The 18,506-nt window shown below is 73.3% G+C and carries 16 protein-coding genes; 5 read left to right on the top strand and 11 right to left on the bottom strand.

From position 1 onward, the window contains the following. Positions 1–27: 27 nt before the first annotated feature. The gene (locus ACSMTC_RS30465; protein ID WP_436562943.1) at positions 28–1,620 is read right to left on the bottom strand and encodes a PucR family transcriptional regulator; all 1,593 of its coding nucleotides are present in this window, start codon (positions 1,618–1,620) and stop codon (positions 28–30) included. Between the two features lie 395 nt (positions 1,621–2,015). Here ACSMTC_RS30465 and ACSMTC_RS30460 point away from each other — a divergent pair, with 395 nt between their 5' ends. From ACSMTC_RS30460 to ACSMTC_RS30445, 4 genes are all read left to right on the top strand, one after another. Beyond that, positions 2,016–2,903, top strand: a complete 888-nt coding sequence (locus tag ACSMTC_RS30460; RefSeq protein WP_436562942.1) for an FAD binding domain-containing protein — start codon at positions 2,016–2,018, stop codon at positions 2,901–2,903. Then, positions 2,900–3,388, top strand: a complete 489-nt coding sequence (locus tag ACSMTC_RS30455) for a (2Fe-2S)-binding protein (protein WP_436562941.1) — start codon at positions 2,900–2,902, stop codon at positions 3,386–3,388. The genes ACSMTC_RS30460 and ACSMTC_RS30455 overlap by 4 nt, the downstream gene beginning before the upstream one ends. Further along, positions 3,385–5,808 (top strand): xanthine dehydrogenase subunit D, encoded by a 2,424-nt coding sequence (gene pucD / locus ACSMTC_RS30450; protein ID WP_436562940.1) that lies wholly within the window; start codon positions 3,385–3,387, stop codon positions 5,806–5,808. The genes ACSMTC_RS30455 and pucD overlap by 4 nt, the downstream gene beginning before the upstream one ends. A 132-nt stretch (positions 5,809–5,940) precedes the next feature. Continuing rightward, on the top strand, positions 5,941–7,125 hold the full coding sequence (locus ACSMTC_RS30445; RefSeq protein WP_436562939.1) for an XdhC family protein: 1,185 nt from the start codon (positions 5,941–5,943) through the stop codon (positions 7,123–7,125). 45 nt (positions 7,126–7,170) lie between these two features. Here ACSMTC_RS30445 and ACSMTC_RS30440 read toward each other — a convergent pair whose 3' ends face one another. The 8 genes from ACSMTC_RS30440 to ACSMTC_RS30405 form a co-directional block, all read right to left on the bottom strand. Next, positions 7,171–7,794: a LysE family translocator gene (locus ACSMTC_RS30440; RefSeq protein ID WP_436562938.1), complete on the bottom strand. Its 624-nt coding sequence runs from the start codon at positions 7,792–7,794 to the stop codon at positions 7,171–7,173. Between the two features lie 37 nt (positions 7,795–7,831). Then, positions 7,832–9,547: an SDR family oxidoreductase gene (locus ACSMTC_RS30435; RefSeq protein WP_436562937.1), complete on the bottom strand. Its 1,716-nt coding sequence runs from the start codon at positions 9,545–9,547 to the stop codon at positions 7,832–7,834. Beyond that, positions 9,544–10,380, bottom strand: a complete 837-nt coding sequence (locus ACSMTC_RS30430) for a M24 family metallopeptidase (RefSeq protein WP_436562936.1) — start codon at positions 10,378–10,380, stop codon at positions 9,544–9,546. The genes ACSMTC_RS30435 and ACSMTC_RS30430 overlap by 4 nt, the downstream gene beginning before the upstream one ends. A gap of 12 nt (positions 10,381–10,392) precedes the next feature. Then, positions 10,393–11,478 (bottom strand): PDR/VanB family oxidoreductase, encoded by a 1,086-nt coding sequence (locus ACSMTC_RS30425; RefSeq protein ID WP_436562935.1) that lies wholly within the window; start codon positions 11,476–11,478, stop codon positions 10,393–10,395. Between the two features lie 217 nt (positions 11,479–11,695). Further along, a complete protein-coding gene (locus ACSMTC_RS30420) occupies positions 11,696–12,601 on the bottom strand; it encodes a metal-dependent hydrolase (protein ID WP_436562934.1) in 906 nt (301 codons plus the stop codon). 182 nt (positions 12,602–12,783) lie between these two features. Next, positions 12,784–13,977 (bottom strand): MAB_1171c family putative transporter, encoded by a 1,194-nt coding sequence (locus ACSMTC_RS30415; RefSeq protein ID WP_436562933.1) that lies wholly within the window; start codon positions 13,975–13,977, stop codon positions 12,784–12,786. Then, positions 13,967–14,620: a ParH-like protein gene (locus tag ACSMTC_RS30410; RefSeq protein WP_436562932.1), complete on the bottom strand. Its 654-nt coding sequence runs from the start codon at positions 14,618–14,620 to the stop codon at positions 13,967–13,969. Before ACSMTC_RS30410 ends, ACSMTC_RS30415 begins: the two co-directional genes overlap by 11 nt. Before the next feature lie 19 nt (positions 14,621–14,639). Beyond that, positions 14,640–15,074, bottom strand: a complete 435-nt coding sequence (locus ACSMTC_RS30405; protein WP_436562931.1) for an XRE family transcriptional regulator — start codon at positions 15,072–15,074, stop codon at positions 14,640–14,642. A 214-nt stretch (positions 15,075–15,288) separates the two neighbouring features. Here ACSMTC_RS30405 and ACSMTC_RS30400 point away from each other — a divergent pair, with 214 nt between their 5' ends. Further along, positions 15,289–16,038: a ricin-type beta-trefoil lectin domain protein gene (locus tag ACSMTC_RS30400; protein WP_436562930.1), complete on the top strand. Its 750-nt coding sequence runs from the start codon at positions 15,289–15,291 to the stop codon at positions 16,036–16,038. A 188-nt stretch (positions 16,039–16,226) separates the two neighbouring features. Here the strand turns inward: ACSMTC_RS30400 and ACSMTC_RS30395 are convergent, their stop codons facing one another. Continuing rightward, positions 16,227–17,006, bottom strand: coding sequence for an IclR family transcriptional regulator (locus ACSMTC_RS30395; protein ID WP_436562929.1), 780 nt, complete (start codon positions 17,004–17,006; stop codon positions 16,227–16,229). A gap of 233 nt (positions 17,007–17,239) precedes the next feature. Next, complete coding sequence (gene alc, locus ACSMTC_RS30390) at positions 17,240–18,496, bottom strand: allantoicase (RefSeq protein WP_436562928.1); 1,257 nt, start codon at positions 18,494–18,496, stop codon at positions 17,240–17,242. Between the last annotated feature and the right edge of the window lie 10 nt (positions 18,497–18,506).

Raw genomic sequence — 18,506 nt, 5'->3', positions numbered from 1 at the left:
TCCCGCGCGGGGCATCACTCCGACGACTCAGGCCAGTTCGAGGGCCAGGTAGAAGTCGACCCGGTCCTCCAGGCGGGAGAGGTCGCGACCGGTCAACTCCTCGATGCGGCCGATGCGGTAGCGCAGGGTGTTGACGTGGACGTGGAGCCCGGCCGCGCAGCGGGTCCAGGAACCGTCCGAGCGCAGGAACGCCTCCAGGGTGCGGACCAGGTCGGCCTGGTGCTCGAGGTCGTAGGCGATCACCTTGTCCAGCAGACGGCTTCGGAAGGCACGCCGGATCTCGTCCGGGACCGCGGCCAACAGCAGGACGTGCGAGGCGAGTTCCTCGGGACCCGCGACGCAGACCCGGCCCACCCTCGCGGCGGCGATCCGGCGGGCGTGCCTGGCCTCCTCCAGGGCGCCGCGCAGCCCGCCGGCCTCCGAGGCGGGGGCGGAGACGCCGAGGGTGATCCGGCCCTCGGAGCCGAGTCCGGCCTCCAGCGGGGCGAGCAGCTCGCCCAACGCCTCGGCGGGGACGGCGGATTCCGGGGCGGGCAGCACCACCACGGCACCGGTGCCCGTACCGGACACCAGGGCCAGGTCGGTGGCGTCGGTGAGCGCCTCCTCCAGGACCGACCGCACCGCCCCTTCGGGCAGACCCGTGCCCTCGGCACTGAGCACCAGCCAACTGCCTTCCGCGGCAAGGGCGGTGGGATCCGGGCCGTCATACCGGGCAGCCATGGCGGAGGAGGCGTACAGCGTCCTGCTGATCTCGGCCGGGTCGGCGTCACCCTGAAGAAGCGTCAGCATCTCGTCGGCCAGCCGGCGGCGCAGCCGGCGGCCCTCGTCGCGGCGGGTGCGCTCGGCGGCCACCAGCCGGGCCAGGTTCTCGGCGAGCTGCTGGCGCTTGGTGGTCCACTCGGTCACGTCACCGGCCACCACGAGCACCCAGTCGGCGAGCGGCGAGCCGCTCTCGGGGGTGGCCGAGGCCGGCAGCAGCGAGTAGGAGCCGGAGGCCAGGCGGGCCCGGTGCGGGGGGCGGCGGCGCTGGTGCTGGGCGGCGAGGTGGGCGCGTACCAGCTGGTCGCGGTCCGGGGCCGGGAGTCGGTCGGCGGGTCCGGCGACCACCCGTCCGGTGGGGGCGAGCACCCAGCAGTCCAGGTCGAGATCGCCGCCCAGCAGGTCGAGTACGGCGTCCAGGCCGCCCCCGCCCGCGGCCGAGACCAGCATCCGGTGCCGGTCGACCAGGGCGGCGAGGTCGGCGGCCCGGTCGGCGGAGACCTGGCGGCCGATGAACTCGGTGAGGGTGCTGAAGGCGATGTCGTCGGGGACGGCGAGCAGCGGCAGCCGGTGGCGGCGGCAGGCCTCCACCAGGTCCTCCGGGATCGGCCCGACCTCGGCCTCACCGGCCGCGAGGGCGACCGCGCCGCCCGCCACGATGGTCCGCACGAACCGCTCGGAGTCCTCGGGTCTGCCCCGCCAGAGCATGCCGGTGAGCACCAGTTCACCACCGTGCAGGTAGCGGCCGGGGTCCTGCAGGTCCGTGGTCATGACACCGCCGACCTGCCGGTCGAGCTCCTCCTCGGCGGCGAGCAGCCGCAGCCGCGGGGCCCCGGGGGCAAGCAGGTCACGGACGCGCATCCGCAGACTCCTTCGTCTGTGTGGTGGTGAGGGGCCCACAGGGTGCCCGGGACCGTTCGGCCGGTGCGCCCCCGACCGACACCCGGGTCACGGACCCGTGACTTGGCGGTCACGGCCGGATTACGGTCGTAGGTAGCGGTGGGCACGCCGCTGTACAGGGCAATTGTCCGCCTTAGAGGAACGTACAGGATGTCCGGCAGGAGCAGGGCAGGGGCTTCATGCCATCGGTGACTGCCAGTGCGCCCGGTCCAGCGGTTCACTGGCCACACGCCGCCGGACACACTCCGGTGACCTGGGCTCACCGCCCGGCGAGGGGACGGTGGGCACGGTCCGGACACCGGCCGATGGGCACTGTGCCCGCGGTCCGGCCGGCGACGACTTGAGGAGACACCCGCATGGAGTTCCTTCGGCCCGCCACCTGGGACGAGGCGCTCGCGGTAAAGGCCGAGCACCCGACCGCGCTGCCCGTCTCGGGTGGCACGGACGTCATGGTCGAGCTGAACTTCGACCTCCGCCGGCCGTCCGCGATCCTCGACCTGAACCGCATCGGCGAGCTCGACCGGTGGTCGGTCGAGGGCGACGTGGTGAGGCTCGGCGCCTCGGTCACCTACACCCGGATCATCAACGAGCTGTCCGGGCCGCTGCCCGGCCTGGCGCTGGCGGCGCGCACCGTCGGCTCCCCGCAGATCCGCAACCGCGGCGGCGTCGGCGGCAACCTCGGCGCGGCCTCGCCCGCGGGTGACTCGCACCCCGCGCTGCTGGCCGCCGGACCTGACGTGTTCGTCGAGGCGGCCTCCGTGCGCGGCACCCGGATGATCCCGATCGACGACTTCTACGTCGGGGTGAAGCGCAACTGCCTGGCGGCCGACGAGCTGATCCGGGCGGTGCACATCCCGGTCGCGGACGGTCCGCAGCAGTTCTCGAAGATCGGCACCCGGAACGCGATGGTGATCGCGGTGTGCGCCTTCGGCTTCGCACTGCACCCCAGGGGCCGCACCGTCGGCACCGGTATCGGCTCGGCCGCCCCCACGCCGCGGCGCGCGGTCGAGGCGGAGGAGTACCTGCGGGGCGAACTGGAGCAGCGGGGCCTGTGGGAGTCGGGCGAGCCGCTCGGCACCGAGGTGGTCCAGCGGTTCGGCGAGCTGGTCAGGGCCGCCGCCTCCCCGATCGACGACGTCCGGGGCACCGCCGGCTACCGGCGGCACGCACTGGCCGTGCTGGCCCGCCGCACCCTCACCTGGACCTGGAACGACTACGGCAAGCAGATCGGGAGTGCGGCATGAGGGTCACGTTCACCGCCAACGGCAGACCGGTGGAGGCGGACGACGTCTGGGAGGGCGAGAGCCTCCTGTACGTCCTGCGCGAGCGGGTCGGTCTGCCCGGCTCGAAGAACGCCTGTGAGCAGGGCGAGTGCGGTTCCTGCACCGTCTACCTGGACGGTGTCGCGGTCTGTTCGTGTCTGGTCGCGGCCGGCCAGGTACAGGGCCGCGAGGTCCGCACCGTCGAGGGCCTGACCGCCGACGACGGCGAGCTCGGCCTGGTCCAGCAGGCCTTCGTCGACGCCGGTGCCGTGCAGTGCGGTTTCTGCACCCCCGGCCTGCTGGTGCAGACCGACGCGCTGCTGGAGCAGGACCCCCAGCCCAGCGACTCCGACATCCGCGAGGCGCTCTCGGGCAACCTGTGCCGCTGCACCGGTTACGAGAAGATCATGGACGCGGTGCGGCTGGCCTCCGCCCGCAAGTGCGCTGCCGAGGGGCGTGGCGAATGAGCGGGCGGACCATCCGGCACAGCACCCGCCGCACCGGCGAGGCGCGGGCGGGCGGACCGGGCACCACCCGGACCATCCGGGGGCAGAAGAACCTCCAGGACATCCGGCAGACGGGCAGGGACGGCGTCGGCGGCTCGCCGCTGCGCCCGGACGGCACGCTGAAGGTCAAGGGCGAGTTCGCGTACTCCTCCGACCTGTGGCACGAGGACATGCTCTGGGGCTCGGCGCTGCGCTCGCCCCACCCCCGCGCCGACATCCTGGGGGTGGACGTCTCCGAGGCCCTCAAGGTCCCCGGCGTCCACGCGGTCCTCACCCACCAGGACATCCCGGGCTCCAAGTACTACGGCTTGGAGATCCAGGACCAGCCAGTGCTGGCCATCGACAAGGTCCGCTACCACGGCGAGGCGATCGCGCTGGTCGCGGCCGACCACCCGGAGACGGCCCGCCGCGCGGTGAAGAAGATCAAGGTCGAGTACCGGGTGCTCACCCCGATCGTCACCGAGGAGCAGTGCCTCGATCCGGAGAGGTACGGCTACGTCCACGAGCCGCACGAGTACCGGGCGCACGCTCGGGGCAACATCGTGCACTCACAGAAGCTGGTCTCCGGCCTCGGGGTGAGCGACGAGGTCCGTGCCACGGCGGATGTCATCGTCAGCGGCGACTACGAGGTCGGCATGCAGGACCAGGCCTTCCTCGGCCCGGAGTCCGGCTTGGCCGTGCCCGCCGAGGACGGCGGCATCGACCTGTACATCGCCACCCAGTGGCTGCACGTGGACCGCAAGCAGATGGCACCCGTGCTGGCCCTGCCGGAGGAGAAGGTCCGCCTGACCCTGGCCGGTGTCGGCGGCGCCTTCGGCGGCCGCGAGGACCTGTCGATGCAGATCCACGCCTGCCTGCTGGCCCGGCACACCGGCAGGCCGGTCAAGATCGTCTACTCCCGGGACGAGTCCTTCTTCGGCCACGTCCACCGCCACCCGGCGAAGCTGCACTACGAGCACGGGGCCACCCGGGACGGCCGGCTGGTCTTCGCCGACGCCCGGATCGTGCTGGACGGCGGCGCGTACGCCTCCTCCTCGCCGGCCGTGGTCGGCAACGCGGCCTCACTGGGCTTCGGCCCCTATGTGATCCCCAACGTGCGGATGGAGGCGCTCGCCCTCTACAGCAACAACCCGAGCTGCGGAGCCATGCGCGGCTTCGGCGCGGTACAGGCCGCCTTCGGGTACGAGTCGCAGATGGACCGGCTGGCGGACGCCCTCGGCATGGACCCGGTGGAGCTGCGCCGGCTGAACGCGATGGCCGAGGGCGACCACATGCCCACCGGACAGCGGATCGACTCCCCCGCCCCGGTCGCCGAGCTGCTGCGGCGGGTCAAGGACATGCCGCTGCCCCCGCCGCTGGACCTCGACGACCTCGACATCCGGCAGCTCCCGGGCGCGCTGTCCAACACCTCGCACGGTGAGGGCATCGTCCGCGGCGTCGGCTACTCGGTCGGCATCAAGAACGTCGGCTTCTCCGAGGGCTTCGACGACTACTCCACCGCCCGGGTGCGGCTCGAGGTGATCGGCGGCGAGCCGGTCGCCATGGTGCACACCGCGATGGCCGAGGTCGGTCAGGGCGGCGTCACCGTGCACGCCCAGATCGTCCGCACCGAGCTCGGCGTCGAGCAGGTGACCATCCGCCCGGCCGACACCGAGGTCGGCTCGGCCGGCTCGACCTCCGCCTCGCGTCAGACGTACATGACCGGCGGCGCGGTGAAGCTGGCGGCCGAGGCGGTCAGGCAGGCGCTGTTCGAGGAGGGCCGGCGCCGTTACGGGTGGACGGGGAGTGATCTGACGCTGGTCAACGGCAAGGTGGTCTCCGAGTCCCAGGGCGTGCTGGTCTCCGTCGCCGACCTGCTCGGTAACGAGGCGATCGACCTCACCCGGGAGTACCGCCACCGCCCGACCCAGCCGTTCGACAGGGAGACCGGGCAGGGGTTCGGCCACGTCCAGTACAGCTTCTGCGCCAACCGCGCGGTGGTCGACGTGGACGTGGAGCTCGGACTTGTCAGGGTGGTCGAGCTGACCGCCGTCCAGGACGTCGGCAAGGCGGTCAACCCGCTCGCGGTGGTCGGCCAGATCCAGGGCGCCTGCACCCAGGCGCTGGGGCTGGCCGTCATGGAGGAGATCATCGTCAGCGACGGGAAGGTGCGCAACGCCTCCTTCACCGACTACCTGATCCCCACCATCCTGGACACCCCGCCGATCCCGGTGGAGATCCTGGAGCTCCCGGACCCGAACGCCCCGTACGGGCTGCGCGGCGTCGGCGAGGCCCCCACCGTCTCGGCCACGCCGTCGATCGTCGCCGCGATCCGCAACGCGACCGGCCTGGCGCTCAACCGGATCCCGGTCCGGCCCGAGCACCTGACCGGCACCCTCTGACCGCGCGTCAGGACCCGGCGCCGCCCGCCGTGGTGCCGGGTACCCACCCCCCGCACCACGGCGGTGCCATGATCCGCTTATCTATTCCTGTCGACCCCGTTCCCGTCCCCGACACGCATGAGGAGCCCGGACGTGCAGGACATCGCCGAGCAGTTGCAGGGCTGGCACGCATCCGGGCACTCCTTCGCCGTCGCCACCGTGGTCGGGGTCTCGGGCAGCGCGCCGCGCGACCCCGGGGCCGCGCTCGCCGTGAACGCGGCGGGCGAGGCGATCGGCTCGGTCTCCGGTGGCTGCGTCGAGGGTGCGGTGTACGAGCTCTGCCGGGAGTCCATCGCCTCTGGCACGCCGGTCCTGGAACGCTTCGGCTACAGCGACGAGGACGCCTTCGCGGTCGGCCTGACCTGCGGCGGCGTCCTGGACGTCTTCGTCCAGCCGATCGCGCCGGGCACCGATCCCGGGCTGGACGCGGGCATCGCCCACATCGCCTCGGGTACGCCGGTCGCACTCGCCCGGGTGGTCGACGGCCCCGCCGGGCTGCTCGGCGCCACCGTCGCCGTCACCGCCGGCACCCACCACGGGTCGCTCTCGCCCGCGCCCGGCACCACCGCCGTGCTGGAGCGCGCCCTGGTCGCCGAGGCCCGGGCCATGCTCGACGCCGGGCGCACCGGGAAGCTCGTCCTCGGACCGGACGGGCGTCCGTGCGATGCGGACGGGCGGGGTGTGGCCGTCTTCTTCGTCGAGTCGTACGTCCCCGCGCCACGGATGATCGTGTTCGGGGCGATCGACTTCGCGGCGGCGGTGGTACGGATCGGCAAGTTCCTCGGGTACCACGTGACGGTCTGCGACGCCCGGCCGGTCTTCGCCACCGGGCGGCGCTTCCCGGAGGCCGACGAGGTCGTGGTCGACTGGCCGCACCGCTATCTGGACTCGCAGCTGGAGCGGATCGACGGGCGGACCGTGCTGTGCGTGCTCACCCATGACGCCAGGTTCGACGTCCCGCTGCTGGAGCGGGCGCTGCGGCTGCCGCTCGGGTACGTCGGCGCGATGGGGTCGCGGCGCACGCACCGGGACCGCGAGGCGAAGCTCCGCGAGGCCGGGCTCACCGAGGCCGAGATCGCCCGCCTGCGCTCACCGATCGGCCTGGACCTCGGTGCCCGCACCCCCGAGGAGACCGCCGTCTCGGTCGCCGCCGAGATCGTCGCCCACCGCCGGGGCGGCGGCTGCCTCCCGCTCTCCGGTGGCGACGGCCCCATCCACCACGACCTGTCCCGCTCCGACGGCGGCCCCGGGTCCGTACCCCGCGTCCACGCGGCATGACGGCAGCGCCCCTCCGGGGGCGCCGACCGCGCGGCCGACTCCTCGTCAGTCGGAGACGGCCAGGCGGACGCAGAAGCCGAGGATGACCGCTCCGGTGATCCGGTCCATGATCTTGCGGGCGTTCGGCCGGCTCAGCCAGCCGCGCAGGGCCTGGGCGAAACCGACCAGGACCGCCGACCAGAGCGCCCCCTCGACCACGTGCACGCAGGTGAGCAGCACACCGGTCGCCAGGTGCGGCGCCCCGGCCGGGATGAACTGCGGCAGCACCGCCACGTAGAACACCCCGACCTTGGGGTTGAGCAGGTTGGTCAGCGTCCCGCGCCGCCAGCCCGCGAACAGCCCGCCGGTCTGGGCCCGGGTCTCCTCCTCGGGCGCGGGGGCGCCGCTTCGGCGGATCATCTGGACGCCCATCCAGAGCAGGTAGGCGACTCCCGCCCAGCGCAGCGTCTCGTAGGCCAGCCGGGAGGCGGTGAGCAGGGCGCTCATCCCGAGCGAGCTGAGGGTGCCCCAGATCAGGGTGCCGGTCTGGATGCCGAGCACCACGCCCCAGGCACCCCGGCGCTCCCCCAGAGCCGCGGTCCGCAGGACCAGTGCGGTGTCCAGCCCCGGGGTGAGGGTGAGCAGCCCCACGACGAGGGCGAAGGACCACAGAGCTGTCGTTATCTCCATGGACCTCGATCCTAACCCCGTGGCCGGCGGGCCGTGCTCAGCCGATGTCGAGGCGGGCGGCCCGGCGGAGCAGGCCCGGGGAGAGCCGGCCGAGCAGGCGTGCGGCCTTGGCCTCGAAGGTGACCGGGACGACCGGCTTGCCGGTGCGGACAGCCCGGAGGATCTCGGCGGCGACCTTCTCGGGCGGGAACCCCCGGCGGGCGTACATCCTGGAGACGCGTTCCCGCTTCGCGGCCTGCTCGCCGGCGGTGGTGCCGGAGAAGGTGGAGGTGCGGGTGATGTTGGTGTTGACGATGCCGGGGCAGATGGCGGAGACCCGGATGCGGTGCGGGGCCAGTTCGGCGCCGAGGCACTCGGAGAGCATCAGTACGGCGGCCTTGCTGGTGGCGTACGCGGCGAGCACCTTGGCGGGCAGGTAGGCGGCGGCCGAGGCCAGGTTGACGATGTGTCCGCCGCGCCCGTGTTCGGTCATCAGGGTGCCGAAGGCCCGGCAGCCGTGGATGACGCCCCAGAGGTTGACGTCCAGGACCCGCTGCCACTCCTTCTCGGTGGTCTGCAGGAAGGTCCCGGAGTGGCCGATGCCCGCGTTGTTGACCACCACGTCGGGCACCCCGTGCTCGGCCGCGACCTGCTGGGCGAAGGCGTCCACGGCGGCGCCGTCGCTGACGTCGAGACGGTAGGCGCGGGCCCGGCCGCCGACCAACTCGCAGAGTTCGGCGGTGCGTTCGGCGGACGGCAGGTCGAGGTCGGCGAGCGCGAGGGTGGCGCCCTGTTCGGCGAAGGCGAGCGCGGTGGCCCGGCCGATCCCGCTGCCGGCCCCGGTGATCACCACCAACTGTCCGTTGTCCGAAGGACTTTGGGCCTCGCCCGCGTCGGCCCGGGCGACGAACTCGCGGACCAGTCCGGCCACCGCCGGCCCCCGCTCCAGCAGCGCGGACCAGTGCGTGGCGTCGAGGGTGCGGCGCCTCAGCCTGGGAACCCAGCGCTCCAGGCCCTCGGAGAGGAACTCCCCGACGTAGTGGTCCCGGGCCAGGGTGACCAGTTGGACCGGCACCTCGGTGGGCCGCTCGCGCGGATCGCGCAGGACGGGCCGCATGTTGGCCCGGTACAGCTCGATGCCGCGGACCGCGTCCTGCCTGAGGGTCGGCTGCGGATGGCCGGGGCGCGGGGTGACCGACTCCAGGTCGCGCAGCACCCTCGGCCAGGCCCGGGCCAGCCAGAGCCGCCAGGCCGCGGGGGCGAGGAAGGGCAGGTGGAAGGCGGTGATGTACCAGGAGTGGACGCCCTGGACCAGCAGTTGCCTCAGATGGCGCGGGGTGGGCCTGCGCAGCCGGTGGCGGATCCAGTGGCCCATGTGGTCCAGCGAGGGCCCGGACATGGTGGTGAAGGAGGCGATCCGCTGCTCGGCGCCGGGCGAGGTGACGGCCTCCCAGGACTGCACCGAGCCCCAGTCGTGCGCCACCACGTGCACGGGCCGGTCGGGGCTGACCGCGTCGGCGACCGCGAACAGGTCGGCGCCGAGAAGCTCCAGCCGGTACCCGGCACGGGAGCGCGGGACGCCCGACGCACCGGCGCCGCGGACGTCGTAGCGGACCACGTGGTGGTCGGCGGCGAGATCGGCGGCGACGTCGTCCCAGACCACATGGGTGTCCGGGTAGCCGTGCACCAGGATCACGGTGGGGCCGGCGGGGTCGCCCTCCTCGAACACCGCGAGGGAGATGCCGCCGGAGCGGACGGTGCGCTGCTTCTTCATCGAGCGGTCTCCTTCTGCCGGGCCCACCGGCGTACGTGCGGCAGGTCGTCGTCGAGCCAGTAGGCGTCGTCCTCGGTGACCACCAGCAGCTCCTCGAACTTGATGCCCACCTCGCGGAAGCCGATGTGCGGTTCCACCGCCCACAGTCCGGGAGTCGGTGCGTGGCGCGAGGCGCGGCCGTCGGCCCAGAGCGGGGAGCGGCCGTGCAGGCGCTCGCTGATCAGCTCGCGGCCGAGGGTCTGCAGGGTGCGCACGCCGAAGCCGAAGACGTTCACCCCGGCCGGGCCGCGAGCGGTCATCCGGGTCACCTGGTGGCCGATCACCCGGCCCGGGTAGACCCGGTGGCGGTTGTCGTAGCCGTGTGCGGCGATCTGCGCGTCCACCGCGGCGTACACCTCGTCGAGCGGCTTGCGGGCCCGCACCTCGCGCAGGATCAGCTCCCGGTACACCTGGAGGTCGGCGGCGAGCCGGTCCCAGATCCGGTTCTCGCCGACCTTGCCGCCGTAGCCGATGTCCGCGGTGTAGCCGTCCACGACCGGTGCGCAGTCCAGGACGTACGGCATGCCCTCGGCCAGGCGGCGGTCGCCGGCGAAGAACTGCAGCGGGGTGTGGAAGTGCCGGAAGGCGGTGCGGTCGCCGAACCAGGCGAACGGGACGTGGAAGAAGTCCTGGACGCCCGCCGCGACCAGGCAGCGGCGCAGCTTGGCGGTGGCCTGGCGCTCCGTCACCCCGGGTTCGATCCAGGCGGCCACCTGCTCGGCGCAGTGGTAGGCGAGTTGCTGGGTCTCCCGGAAGCGTTCCAGGTCGCGGTCGTCGAAGGGGAAGCGCGGCATGGGTCGGGCTCCTTACAGGTCGAGGACGAGTGTCTCGCCCTCGGCGGCTCGGGAGACGCAGGGCAGCAGGGCACCGGCGGCGCGCTCCTCCTCGGTGAGGCGGCGGTCGCGGTGCTGCGGGGTGCCGGAGAGCAGCCGCAGCCTGCAGGTGCCGCAGAAGCCCTGGTGGCAGGAGTACGGCAGGTCCGGTCGGATCTCGCGGAGCACGTCGAGTGCGGACCGGTCAGCGGGGATGGGAAGTTCGGGTCCGCCGGCGCCGAGCCGGACGGTGAAGGAGTGGCCGTCCAGGACGGGTGCGGCCCCGAAGCGTTCGAAGTGCAGCGAGCGCGCGGGCGAGGCGTCCAGCGCCCGTTGGACGGCGGCGAGCATCGGGGCGGGGCCGCAGCAGTAGACGGCGGCCCCGGCCGGGGCGTGGGCGAGCAGGGCTTCGGCCGTCGGGGCGCCGTCGCGGTCGTCGGTGAGCAGGGTGACCCGGCGCGGGTCGAAGGCGCGCAGCTCGTCCGCGAACGGCATGGAGCCGGCGGTGCGGCCGGTGTGGACCAGCCGCCAGTCGAGGCCCAGGCGGGCCGCCTCGCGCGCCATCGGGAGCAGCGGGGTGATGCCGATGCCGCCGGCCAGGAACAGGACGGCCGGCTCGGCGCAGAAGGCGAAGCCGTTGCGCGGACGACGGGCCGTCAGGCGCGCGCCGACGTGCAGCTCGTCGTGGATCTCCACCGAACCGCCGCCTCCGTCGGCGATCCGGCGGACCGCGATGCGGTAGTGCCGCGGATCGGCGGGGTCCGAGCAGAGGGAGTAGTGGCGCTCGCGGCCGGAGGGGAGGGTGAGCAGCAGGCGGGCGCCGGGCTGCCAGCCGGGCAGGGGCGCGCCTGAGGGGTCGGCGAGGTGCAGCTCGACCACGTCGTCGGCGACCGACTCGTGCCGGGTGACGACCAGTTGGATCTGCCGTGTGGGGCGGGGCTCGGCGCGGTGGGGACTGCGGCGGAGCAGCGGGCCGCCCATGGCGGGGTTGTAGCGGTCACCGAAGGCGGTGAGCCGCTGGATGAAGCGGTCCGGCCGGGGGCGGCCGTAGAGGTCGGGCGGCGGTGTGCTGAGGTCCATCCGGGCGGCTCCGGGTCGAATTGAACAGATGGGGGCGGCGCTGCGGGGTCGACGGTGCGCGGCGTCCGTGTGCCTCGGTGGCGGTTTCGGCGCTCCCCGGCCGGCGCCGGCCCCGGGACGGGGCACTGCCCGGCCGGCCGCGCGCGGTCAGCCGTGCCTTGGCATACGGGAGTTCTCGCACGGTCCCCGACATCCCCCGAGGCGTTCTGACCTGCCGTCAGTGCGTGGCGGCCGCCCGGGCGGCCGGGGAGGCGGCGAGGTAGGCGAGGGCCTGGCTGGAGGAGCCCTCCTGGGTGGGGTGGTAGCCGGGGCGCAGGTAACGCAGGCCGGAGCGGAGGGACTTGAGCGGATCGGGCAGCAGGCCGCGCCTGGAGTTCAGCTGGGCCTCGCGCCAGGTGGGCCGGACCCGCCCCTGGAGGGTGGGGTCGGCGGCGAGCAGGAAGCGGACCCCGCGTACCCAGAGGTGGACCAGCAGCGGCCCGGACATCGCCATGCCCCGGACCCGCCGGAGGTAGCCCGGGTCGAGGTGGACCATCAGGTCGAAGGCGACGCTGCGGTGCTCGACCTCCTCGGCGCCGTGCCAGCGCAGCAGGTCGAGCATGGTCGGGTCGGCCTTGGCCAGGTCCAGTCCGGGCGAGTTGAGCGCCCAGTCGCCGAGGAAGGCGGTGAAGTGCTCGATCGCGGCGACGAAGGCGACCCGTTCGATGATGTTCTCGCGGCGCTGGCACCCGGTCAGTCCGGGCCTCTCGCCGAGGATGCGGTGGAACAGCCAGTTGATCTGACGGACGTACGGGCGCGGGTCGAGCCCCTGGGAGAGCAGGTGGTCGAGGACCTCCTGGTGGGCCTCGGCGTGGATCGCCTCCTGGCCGATGAAGCCGAGCACCTCCTCACGCAGCTGCTCGTCCCTGATCATCGGGAGCGCGTCCTTGAAGACCCGGGTGAACCAGCGCTCCCCCTCGGGGAGCAGCAGGTGCAGCACGTTGATGGTGTGAGTGGCCATCGGCTCGTCGGGGATCCAGTGCAGCGGCAGCCGCGACCAGTCGAAGCGGACGTCCCTGGGTTCGAGCACCAGGGCGTCGTGTACGGCGGGCGGGGCGGCCAAGGATGCGGTGGGGCGGGGCATGGGGAGCCTCCTGACCTGCGGGTGGCGCGGTGGTTACCGGCAACCTACTCGTGAGTAGAGCGCCCTACAAGGGTTTCGGGCATTCTTATCGACATCGAGTCTAATAAGACCGGCCGACAGTAGTACCGCGACGTGTCGGAAGAATCCGGCCACCGGGGCCGGACCCGCGGCGTGACGGGCACTCAGCCGCGCAGCTCGGCACGGATCCGGTCCCGGACCGCGGCCACCGCGGGAGCGGTCCGGTAGGCGTCGGCGACCCGGATCAGCCAGTCCGTCTCCGTCGCGGCCGTGGAAGCGGCGGCCGGCGCGTCCGCCTTCGGCGCCGTCCAGGCCGCGTGCCGCCACCCCGCCCGGACCGACTCCACCGCCGCCGCGATGGCCGCCGCTTCCACGGTCTCGGGGCGGCAGTCGGGGTCGAGCTCGCGGACCCAGGCGGCGGTGTCCGGGTGGCGGTACGGACGCAGCGCCAACTGGGCGTCATTGATCTCGATCACCCGGCGGTAGAGGGCGAAGGCCGCACTGCGCGGACCGCCGAGGCGGCCGCCGCCGACCGGGTCCAGGGCGATCTCCGGCAGCGCCTCGTGGAGTGCCGTCCACAGCGGCGCCAGGCGGCGGTGGCAGCGGTAGGAGTACAGCCGCTGCCGCACCGAGACCAGTCCCCCGCCCCAGAGGCTGACGGTGGCACCGGCCACCGCCAGCGCGGTGGTGGCGGTCCCCAGCACCACCGAGACCGAGTCCTCCCCCTCGGTCTGCGCGCCGGTGACCAGAACCGCCCGCACGTCGTCGAGCCCCCAGGCCGACCAGACCAGTCCGGCCATCCCGCTGAGCACGATCAGGTGCAGCCCGAGGCGGAGCAGCGGCTGTGCGCAGTCCCTGGAGCGCCGGCCGATCAGGACCACGAAGACCGCCATCGATCCCGTGGTGTATCCCGTCATCAGCAGGTTGTACCCCGCCATGGCCAGCCGTCCCGGCTCGGCGATCAGCATGGTGCCGCCGTGCACCCGGGAGTCGGCCGCGATGAAGAGCGGCACGGCGCCCAGCGCGGCCAGCACGCTCGCGGCGTGGTACCAGCGGACCCGGCGGCCACCGGCCCCGGACGGCCTGAGGGCCAGGGCCAGCCGGGCGAGGCAGTAGACCGCGGCGCCGCGCAGCTCGTCCCCGAGCAGCATGGGCCAGTCCAGCTCCGGGTCCAGCCGGTGCAGCCCGGCCAGGGTGGAGGGTGCGAGCAGCGCCGTGGCCACCGCCAGGAAGAACGCGAAGGCCCGGCCGTAGCGGACCGCGGAGTCCGGGCCGCGGCCGCGGTTCAGCAGGAGCAGCGTGACCCAGAGCGTGGCCGCGATGGCGCAGGCGAGGTAGTGGACGAGGTCAGCCGGCATCGGAGTCCCGGCGGCTCTCCCCGGCAACGCCGGTGCCCGGACCGGCACCTGACCCGGCGCCCGTTTCGAGGCCGCACTTGAGACCGAGCAGCGCGCCGATCCGCAGTTGCTCACTGCTCAGGCCCTGGGCGGTGGGGGCTGACCAGGCGAGGCGGTGCAGCACCAGCGAGGCCAGCAGTTCGGCCTCCTCCTCCTCGGGCTCGGTGTAGACGGTCCGGCCCAGGACCCTGCGCACCAGGTCGGGCGAGAGATGCGGTGTCAGCCCGAGCGGGCGCCGCGCCCCGCCCTGGTGCCCGCAGAGCAGATGGGCCGCCTCGTGCAGCAGGATGTGCTGCTGGTGGAGGGCGCTGGTGTCGGCGCAGTACAGGATGTAGTCCGCCTGGTCGGCCGTGACCAGCAGGCCGCAGGGCGTACTGGGCTGCCAGGCGACGGGGAGCAGTTCGATCGGCCGTCCGCGCTGGTGCGCGAGCGCGGCGATGAACGCGGCGGCGTCGAACGGGTCGGGCAGCGTCAGCGAGTCGGCGATCTCGCTGCACCGCCGCCAGACGTCCCGCCGCCGCGAGCCCTCCCCGGCCGGTCCGTCCGGCGCGGCGGCGCCGCGCCGCGCTCCCGGCAGGGTCAGCCGGAACGGACCGAACCGCACCTGGACTCCCTCCGGCCGCTCAGCCCGGGAGGTCAGCCCGGCGGGCGGCTTCCCGACGGGCGATGACGTCGATCATGTCGCTGATCGTGCCCAGCCCCTCGGCCGACAGATTGACCGCACGAAGTGCCACGTCACGGACCCCCACATCACGCAGCGCGCCGAGGAGTTCGAGCTCCCTGGCGATCTGCGCCGACTCCGTGTCGTCGAAGAAGTATGCTGCCGGGACCTGGAAGAACTGCGCAAGAGCCTCCAGGTGCCGCTTGGTCGGATTGTCCCGCCGACCGGTGCGCAGCTGCCAGAGGTACGTGGTCGAGAACGACTCGCCGGTCAACCGGCGACACTCCCGCGCGACCTCCTCGTTGGTGTACGGCTCCCGGTCGTCCCGCCGGACCACCTCGAAGAGCCGCTCGATCTTCTCGGCGAGCGAGGGCGTTCCCACCTCGTCGTCCCCCATGGTCCACCTCCCGGGTCCAGCAGCCTGCCCCCGTAAGGGTAGCCGCCCTTGCGGCCCAGCTGAATGGGACGCCAGCTGAAATGGATGGATCTCACAACTCTCATTCACATCAGTTGACGCCCATGGAGCCGACTGCGATCCTGGCGAGGCCGGGATCGGCTCATCAACCCTGGCAGAACGATGAGTTGACGACTACTCAGAAAGGGCGTCCCACATGCGCCGTGCCGCGGCAGTCCTGACGACCTCACTGCTGGCCTCTGCGGCCGCCCTGACCGCTCCGGCCGCCCAGGCCGCCCCATCGGCGGTGAGGCCCGCCGCCGCCGGCTGCTCCACCGGCGTCGTCGCCGACAGCGGCGTCGGCACCTGCAGCGGTATCGATCCCCGGCAGACCTGGTCGGTGATGGCGCAGTGCCAGTACTGGAACGGCCCGGTCCTGCAGTCCTGGTCCGTCTGGAGCCGGGAGATGGTCGGGGACGGGACGGCCTACACCACGGGCTGCGGCTTCCACAACGGCTTCCTGGTGCAGCCCTCGATCCCCAGGGTCGCCTTCGGCGGCCTGGTCCCGCCGCCGCCCGTCGGCCCCAAGGGCCAGATCACCGGCTACGCAGCCAAGTGCGTCGACGTCGCCGGCGGCCGGACCGGCAACGGCGCACCGGTCCAGATCTACGACTGCAACGGCACCGCCGCCCAGCAGTGGACCGTCGCCACCGACGGCGCCCTGCACGCGCTCGGCAAGTGCATGGACGTCCAGGGCGGCGGCACCGCCGACCACACCCTGGTGCAGCTCTACGACTGCAACGGCAGCGGCGCCCAGCAGTGGAAGCCGCGGCCGGACGGCTCGCTGCTCAACCCGCAGTCCGGCCGCTGCCTGGACGACCTGGGCTTCGGCACCGGCAACGGCAACCAGCTCGGCATCTGGGACTGCAACGGCCTCGCCAACCAGAAGTGGCACCTGCCCGGCTGACCCACCCACGATCGGCACCGGAAGACGCCCGCCCGGAAGACCGGAAGAGGTGGCCATGGCACACGCATTCCTCTGGCGATCACCGCAGTTGCGCTACGCCATGGTGATCGCCGCCGTACTCAACACCGCCTTCCAGGGCTCCGTCTTCCTCGCCTACCGGTGACGCCCCGGGTACCGGTGACGCCCGGTCAGACCGCCATCGCGATCATCAGCGGAGCGGCCCGCTCGGCGAGGAGTTCGGCGGCGGCGCGCAGCCGGTGGATGTCCGAGACCGGCAGCGCGGTGGCCAGGCAGCCGACCGTGCTGCCCGCGGTGACCGGGACGGCCGCGCAGACGGTGTCCATCGAGTACTCCTGGATGTCCAGCACCGGGACGGTGGCGGGCTGGCGCTCCAGACGGTGCATCAGCTGCTCGGTGTCGGTGATGGTCCGCGAGGTGAGCCGGGCCGCCGGGTGCCGGGCGAGATGGTCCCGGCGGGCGTCCTGGTCGAGCTGGCTGAGCAGGCACTTGCCCAGCGCGCTGGCGTGCGCCGAGGCCCGGAGGTCCACCCACTCCTCGACCGGCGGGGCGTAGTCGGCGGAGGCGACCGCGTCCACGGTCAGCTCGCCGTCGACGTAGCGGCTGAAGTAGACGGCGGCGCCCAGTTCGTCGCGCAGCTCGGCCAGGGTGCGGTCCAGCTTGCTGCGCAGCAGCTGCCTGCGGCTGGACTGGCCGAGCAGGGCGAAGGCGCCGCCGAGCACCCAGGCACCCTCCTGGTTGGTCAGATAGCCCTCCAGCTCCAGCACTTCGGCCAGCTCCTGGACGGTGGCGAAGGGCAGCGAGAGTTCACGGGCGAGGACCGCCGGCGTGACGCCGGCGCCGTGGCGGTCCACCGCCTCCAGCAGTCGCAGGGCCCGCTGCAGCGGGCCGAACGGACTCGGACCACCCTGGTCGAGTGTGGTTTGGTCGCCCCAGCTCCGTGCCGTCATGAGGGCCCCCTTCACGTGCGATCCCACCCATCCGCGCGGACCTGCCGCGATCCCCCCAGACTATCCACGCCCGGGGTGTCACAGCCCACGCCGAGGCGAATTTCGCCTGCACAATGCCGGTTCCCCTTGACTGGCATATGCAGCCCGCCGCACCCCGGCAGACAGCCTTCGGAACGCGCCCGCCGGGGCCCTGCGGGGGCTGGCCGCGATCGGCTCCCGCGGTACGGGAGGGGTCAGACGCCGAGCAGGCGCCCGAGGGCCGAGCGCCGGCGGGCGGACCGTTCACCGTCAGGGCCGTCGGCCGGCCCCAGAACGAGCGCGGCCGCGGCGGCGTCCGCGAGCGGGCGGGCGGCGGTCAGCGCGCCGGCCTCGGCCGCGTCCAGTCCGGCCTCGGTGAGCGCGGCCTCGGCCTCGGCGGCGGACAGCGAGTTGAACCAGCGCAGTGCGAGGGCCGCGCGGCCGGCTCCGGTGAGGCTGCCGGTGAGGCGCAGCCGGGCCAGACCGCCGTCGGGGTAGACGTTGATCCGGACGTGGGTGACGGGGCGGTCCCCGGTGAGCCGGAAGCGGTGCCGGGTGTCGGGCTGCAGGCGGGTGCGGGGCAGGATCTCGAACCAGCCGGCCGCGTCGGCCGACGGGTCTCCCCCGGCCGAGGCGTCGTAGCCGACCAGGTCGGCCCAGCCGGGGGCGTTGGCGACGAAATGGGTGGTGTCCACCTCGGCCGCCAGGAGCCGGCCGGCCCCGGCCAGGGCGATCCGCACCCAGTCGTTGGCCTTGTCGCGCCGGCGCCGGGTCTCCCAGCCGTCGCCCATGACGGCGGCCCGGCCGGGAGCGTTCAGGTTGTGCGGGGAGGAGAAGTAGCGGTCCGAGGCGGCCTCGGCGACGCCGCCGTACTCCTGCGCGGCGAGGTCGAAGGTGAGCCCGTCCAGGTCGCGCGGGTCGGGGCGGACCTCGCCGTACACCCTCAGGCGGGCGACGCCGCCGTCCGGCCAGATGTTCAGCCGGACGTGGGTGAAGCGCCGCTCCCTGCCGACCTCGAACTCATGGGCGGTGTCGCCCCGGAGGGGTGTACGGGGCACCAGGTCCACCCACTCGGCCGCCTGGACCTCCTCGGGCGAGGGGTGGCCGGGGACGGAGGCACCCTGGACCGACCCGGACTCGGGGTGGTTGCCGGTGAAGTGCGCGGTGTCCACGACCACACCGCGGACCACACCGGGGACGCCCAGCCGGACGATCACCCAGTCATGGTCCTCGTCGGTCGGATGCGGCTGCCGCGCCGAGACGCCGCGACGGCGGCGGCTCTCCCAGCCGTCCATGATCTGGCCCTTGTGGCCGAAGGTGTGCGGACGGAACTCGGCCGGCTCCGCGACCAGCAGGTTCTCCGCCGCCGCGAAGGTGTCGTCGCTGGTGGCGACGGCGCCGGCGCCCAGCACGCGGGAGGCCAGGTCGACCAGCTCGGCGAACGGGGCTCCGGTCGGCTGATGTGTGCTCAACTTCCGACTC

Origin of the sequence: Kitasatospora sp. HPM-01-4 (assembly GCF_051374625.1) — a bacterium.
Taxonomy (GTDB): Bacteria; Actinomycetota; Actinomycetes; order Streptomycetales; family Streptomycetaceae; genus Kitasatospora.
This window is presented reverse-complemented; position numbering and strand designations above follow the sequence as displayed.

Coding starts and splice junctions, on each gene's coding strand:
- ACSMTC_RS30465 (WP_436562943.1), bottom strand. CDS start 1,620: ATGCGCGTCCGTGACCTGCTTGCCCCCGGGGCCCCGCGGCTGCGGCTG.
- ACSMTC_RS30460 (WP_436562942.1), top strand. CDS start 2,016: ATGGAGTTCCTTCGGCCCGCCACCTGGGACGAGGCGCTCGCGGTAAAG.
- ACSMTC_RS30455 (WP_436562941.1), top strand. CDS start 2,900: ATGAGGGTCACGTTCACCGCCAACGGCAGACCGGTGGAGGCGGACGAC.
- pucD (WP_436562940.1), top strand. CDS start 3,385: ATGAGCGGGCGGACCATCCGGCACAGCACCCGCCGCACCGGCGAGGCG.
- ACSMTC_RS30440 (WP_436562938.1), bottom strand. CDS start 7,794: ATGGAGATAACGACAGCTCTGTGGTCCTTCGCCCTCGTCGTGGGGCTG.
- ACSMTC_RS30435 (WP_436562937.1), bottom strand. CDS start 9,547: ATGAAGAAGCAGCGCACCGTCCGCTCCGGCGGCATCTCCCTCGCGGTG.
- ACSMTC_RS30430 (WP_436562936.1), bottom strand. CDS start 10,380: ATGCCGCGCTTCCCCTTCGACGACCGCGACCTGGAACGCTTCCGGGAG.
- ACSMTC_RS30425 (WP_436562935.1), bottom strand. CDS start 11,478: ATGGACCTCAGCACACCGCCGCCCGACCTCTACGGCCGCCCCCGGCCG.
- ACSMTC_RS30420 (WP_436562934.1), bottom strand. CDS start 12,601: ATGCCCCGCCCCACCGCATCCTTGGCCGCCCCGCCCGCCGTACACGAC.
- ACSMTC_RS30415 (WP_436562933.1), bottom strand. CDS start 13,977: ATGCCGGCTGACCTCGTCCACTACCTCGCCTGCGCCATCGCGGCCACG.
- ACSMTC_RS30405 (WP_436562931.1), bottom strand. CDS start 15,074: ATGGGGGACGACGAGGTGGGAACGCCCTCGCTCGCCGAGAAGATCGAG.
- ACSMTC_RS30400 (WP_436562930.1), top strand. CDS start 15,289: ATGCGCCGTGCCGCGGCAGTCCTGACGACCTCACTGCTGGCCTCTGCG.
- ACSMTC_RS30395 (WP_436562929.1), bottom strand. CDS start 17,006: ATGACGGCACGGAGCTGGGGCGACCAAACCACACTCGACCAGGGTGGT.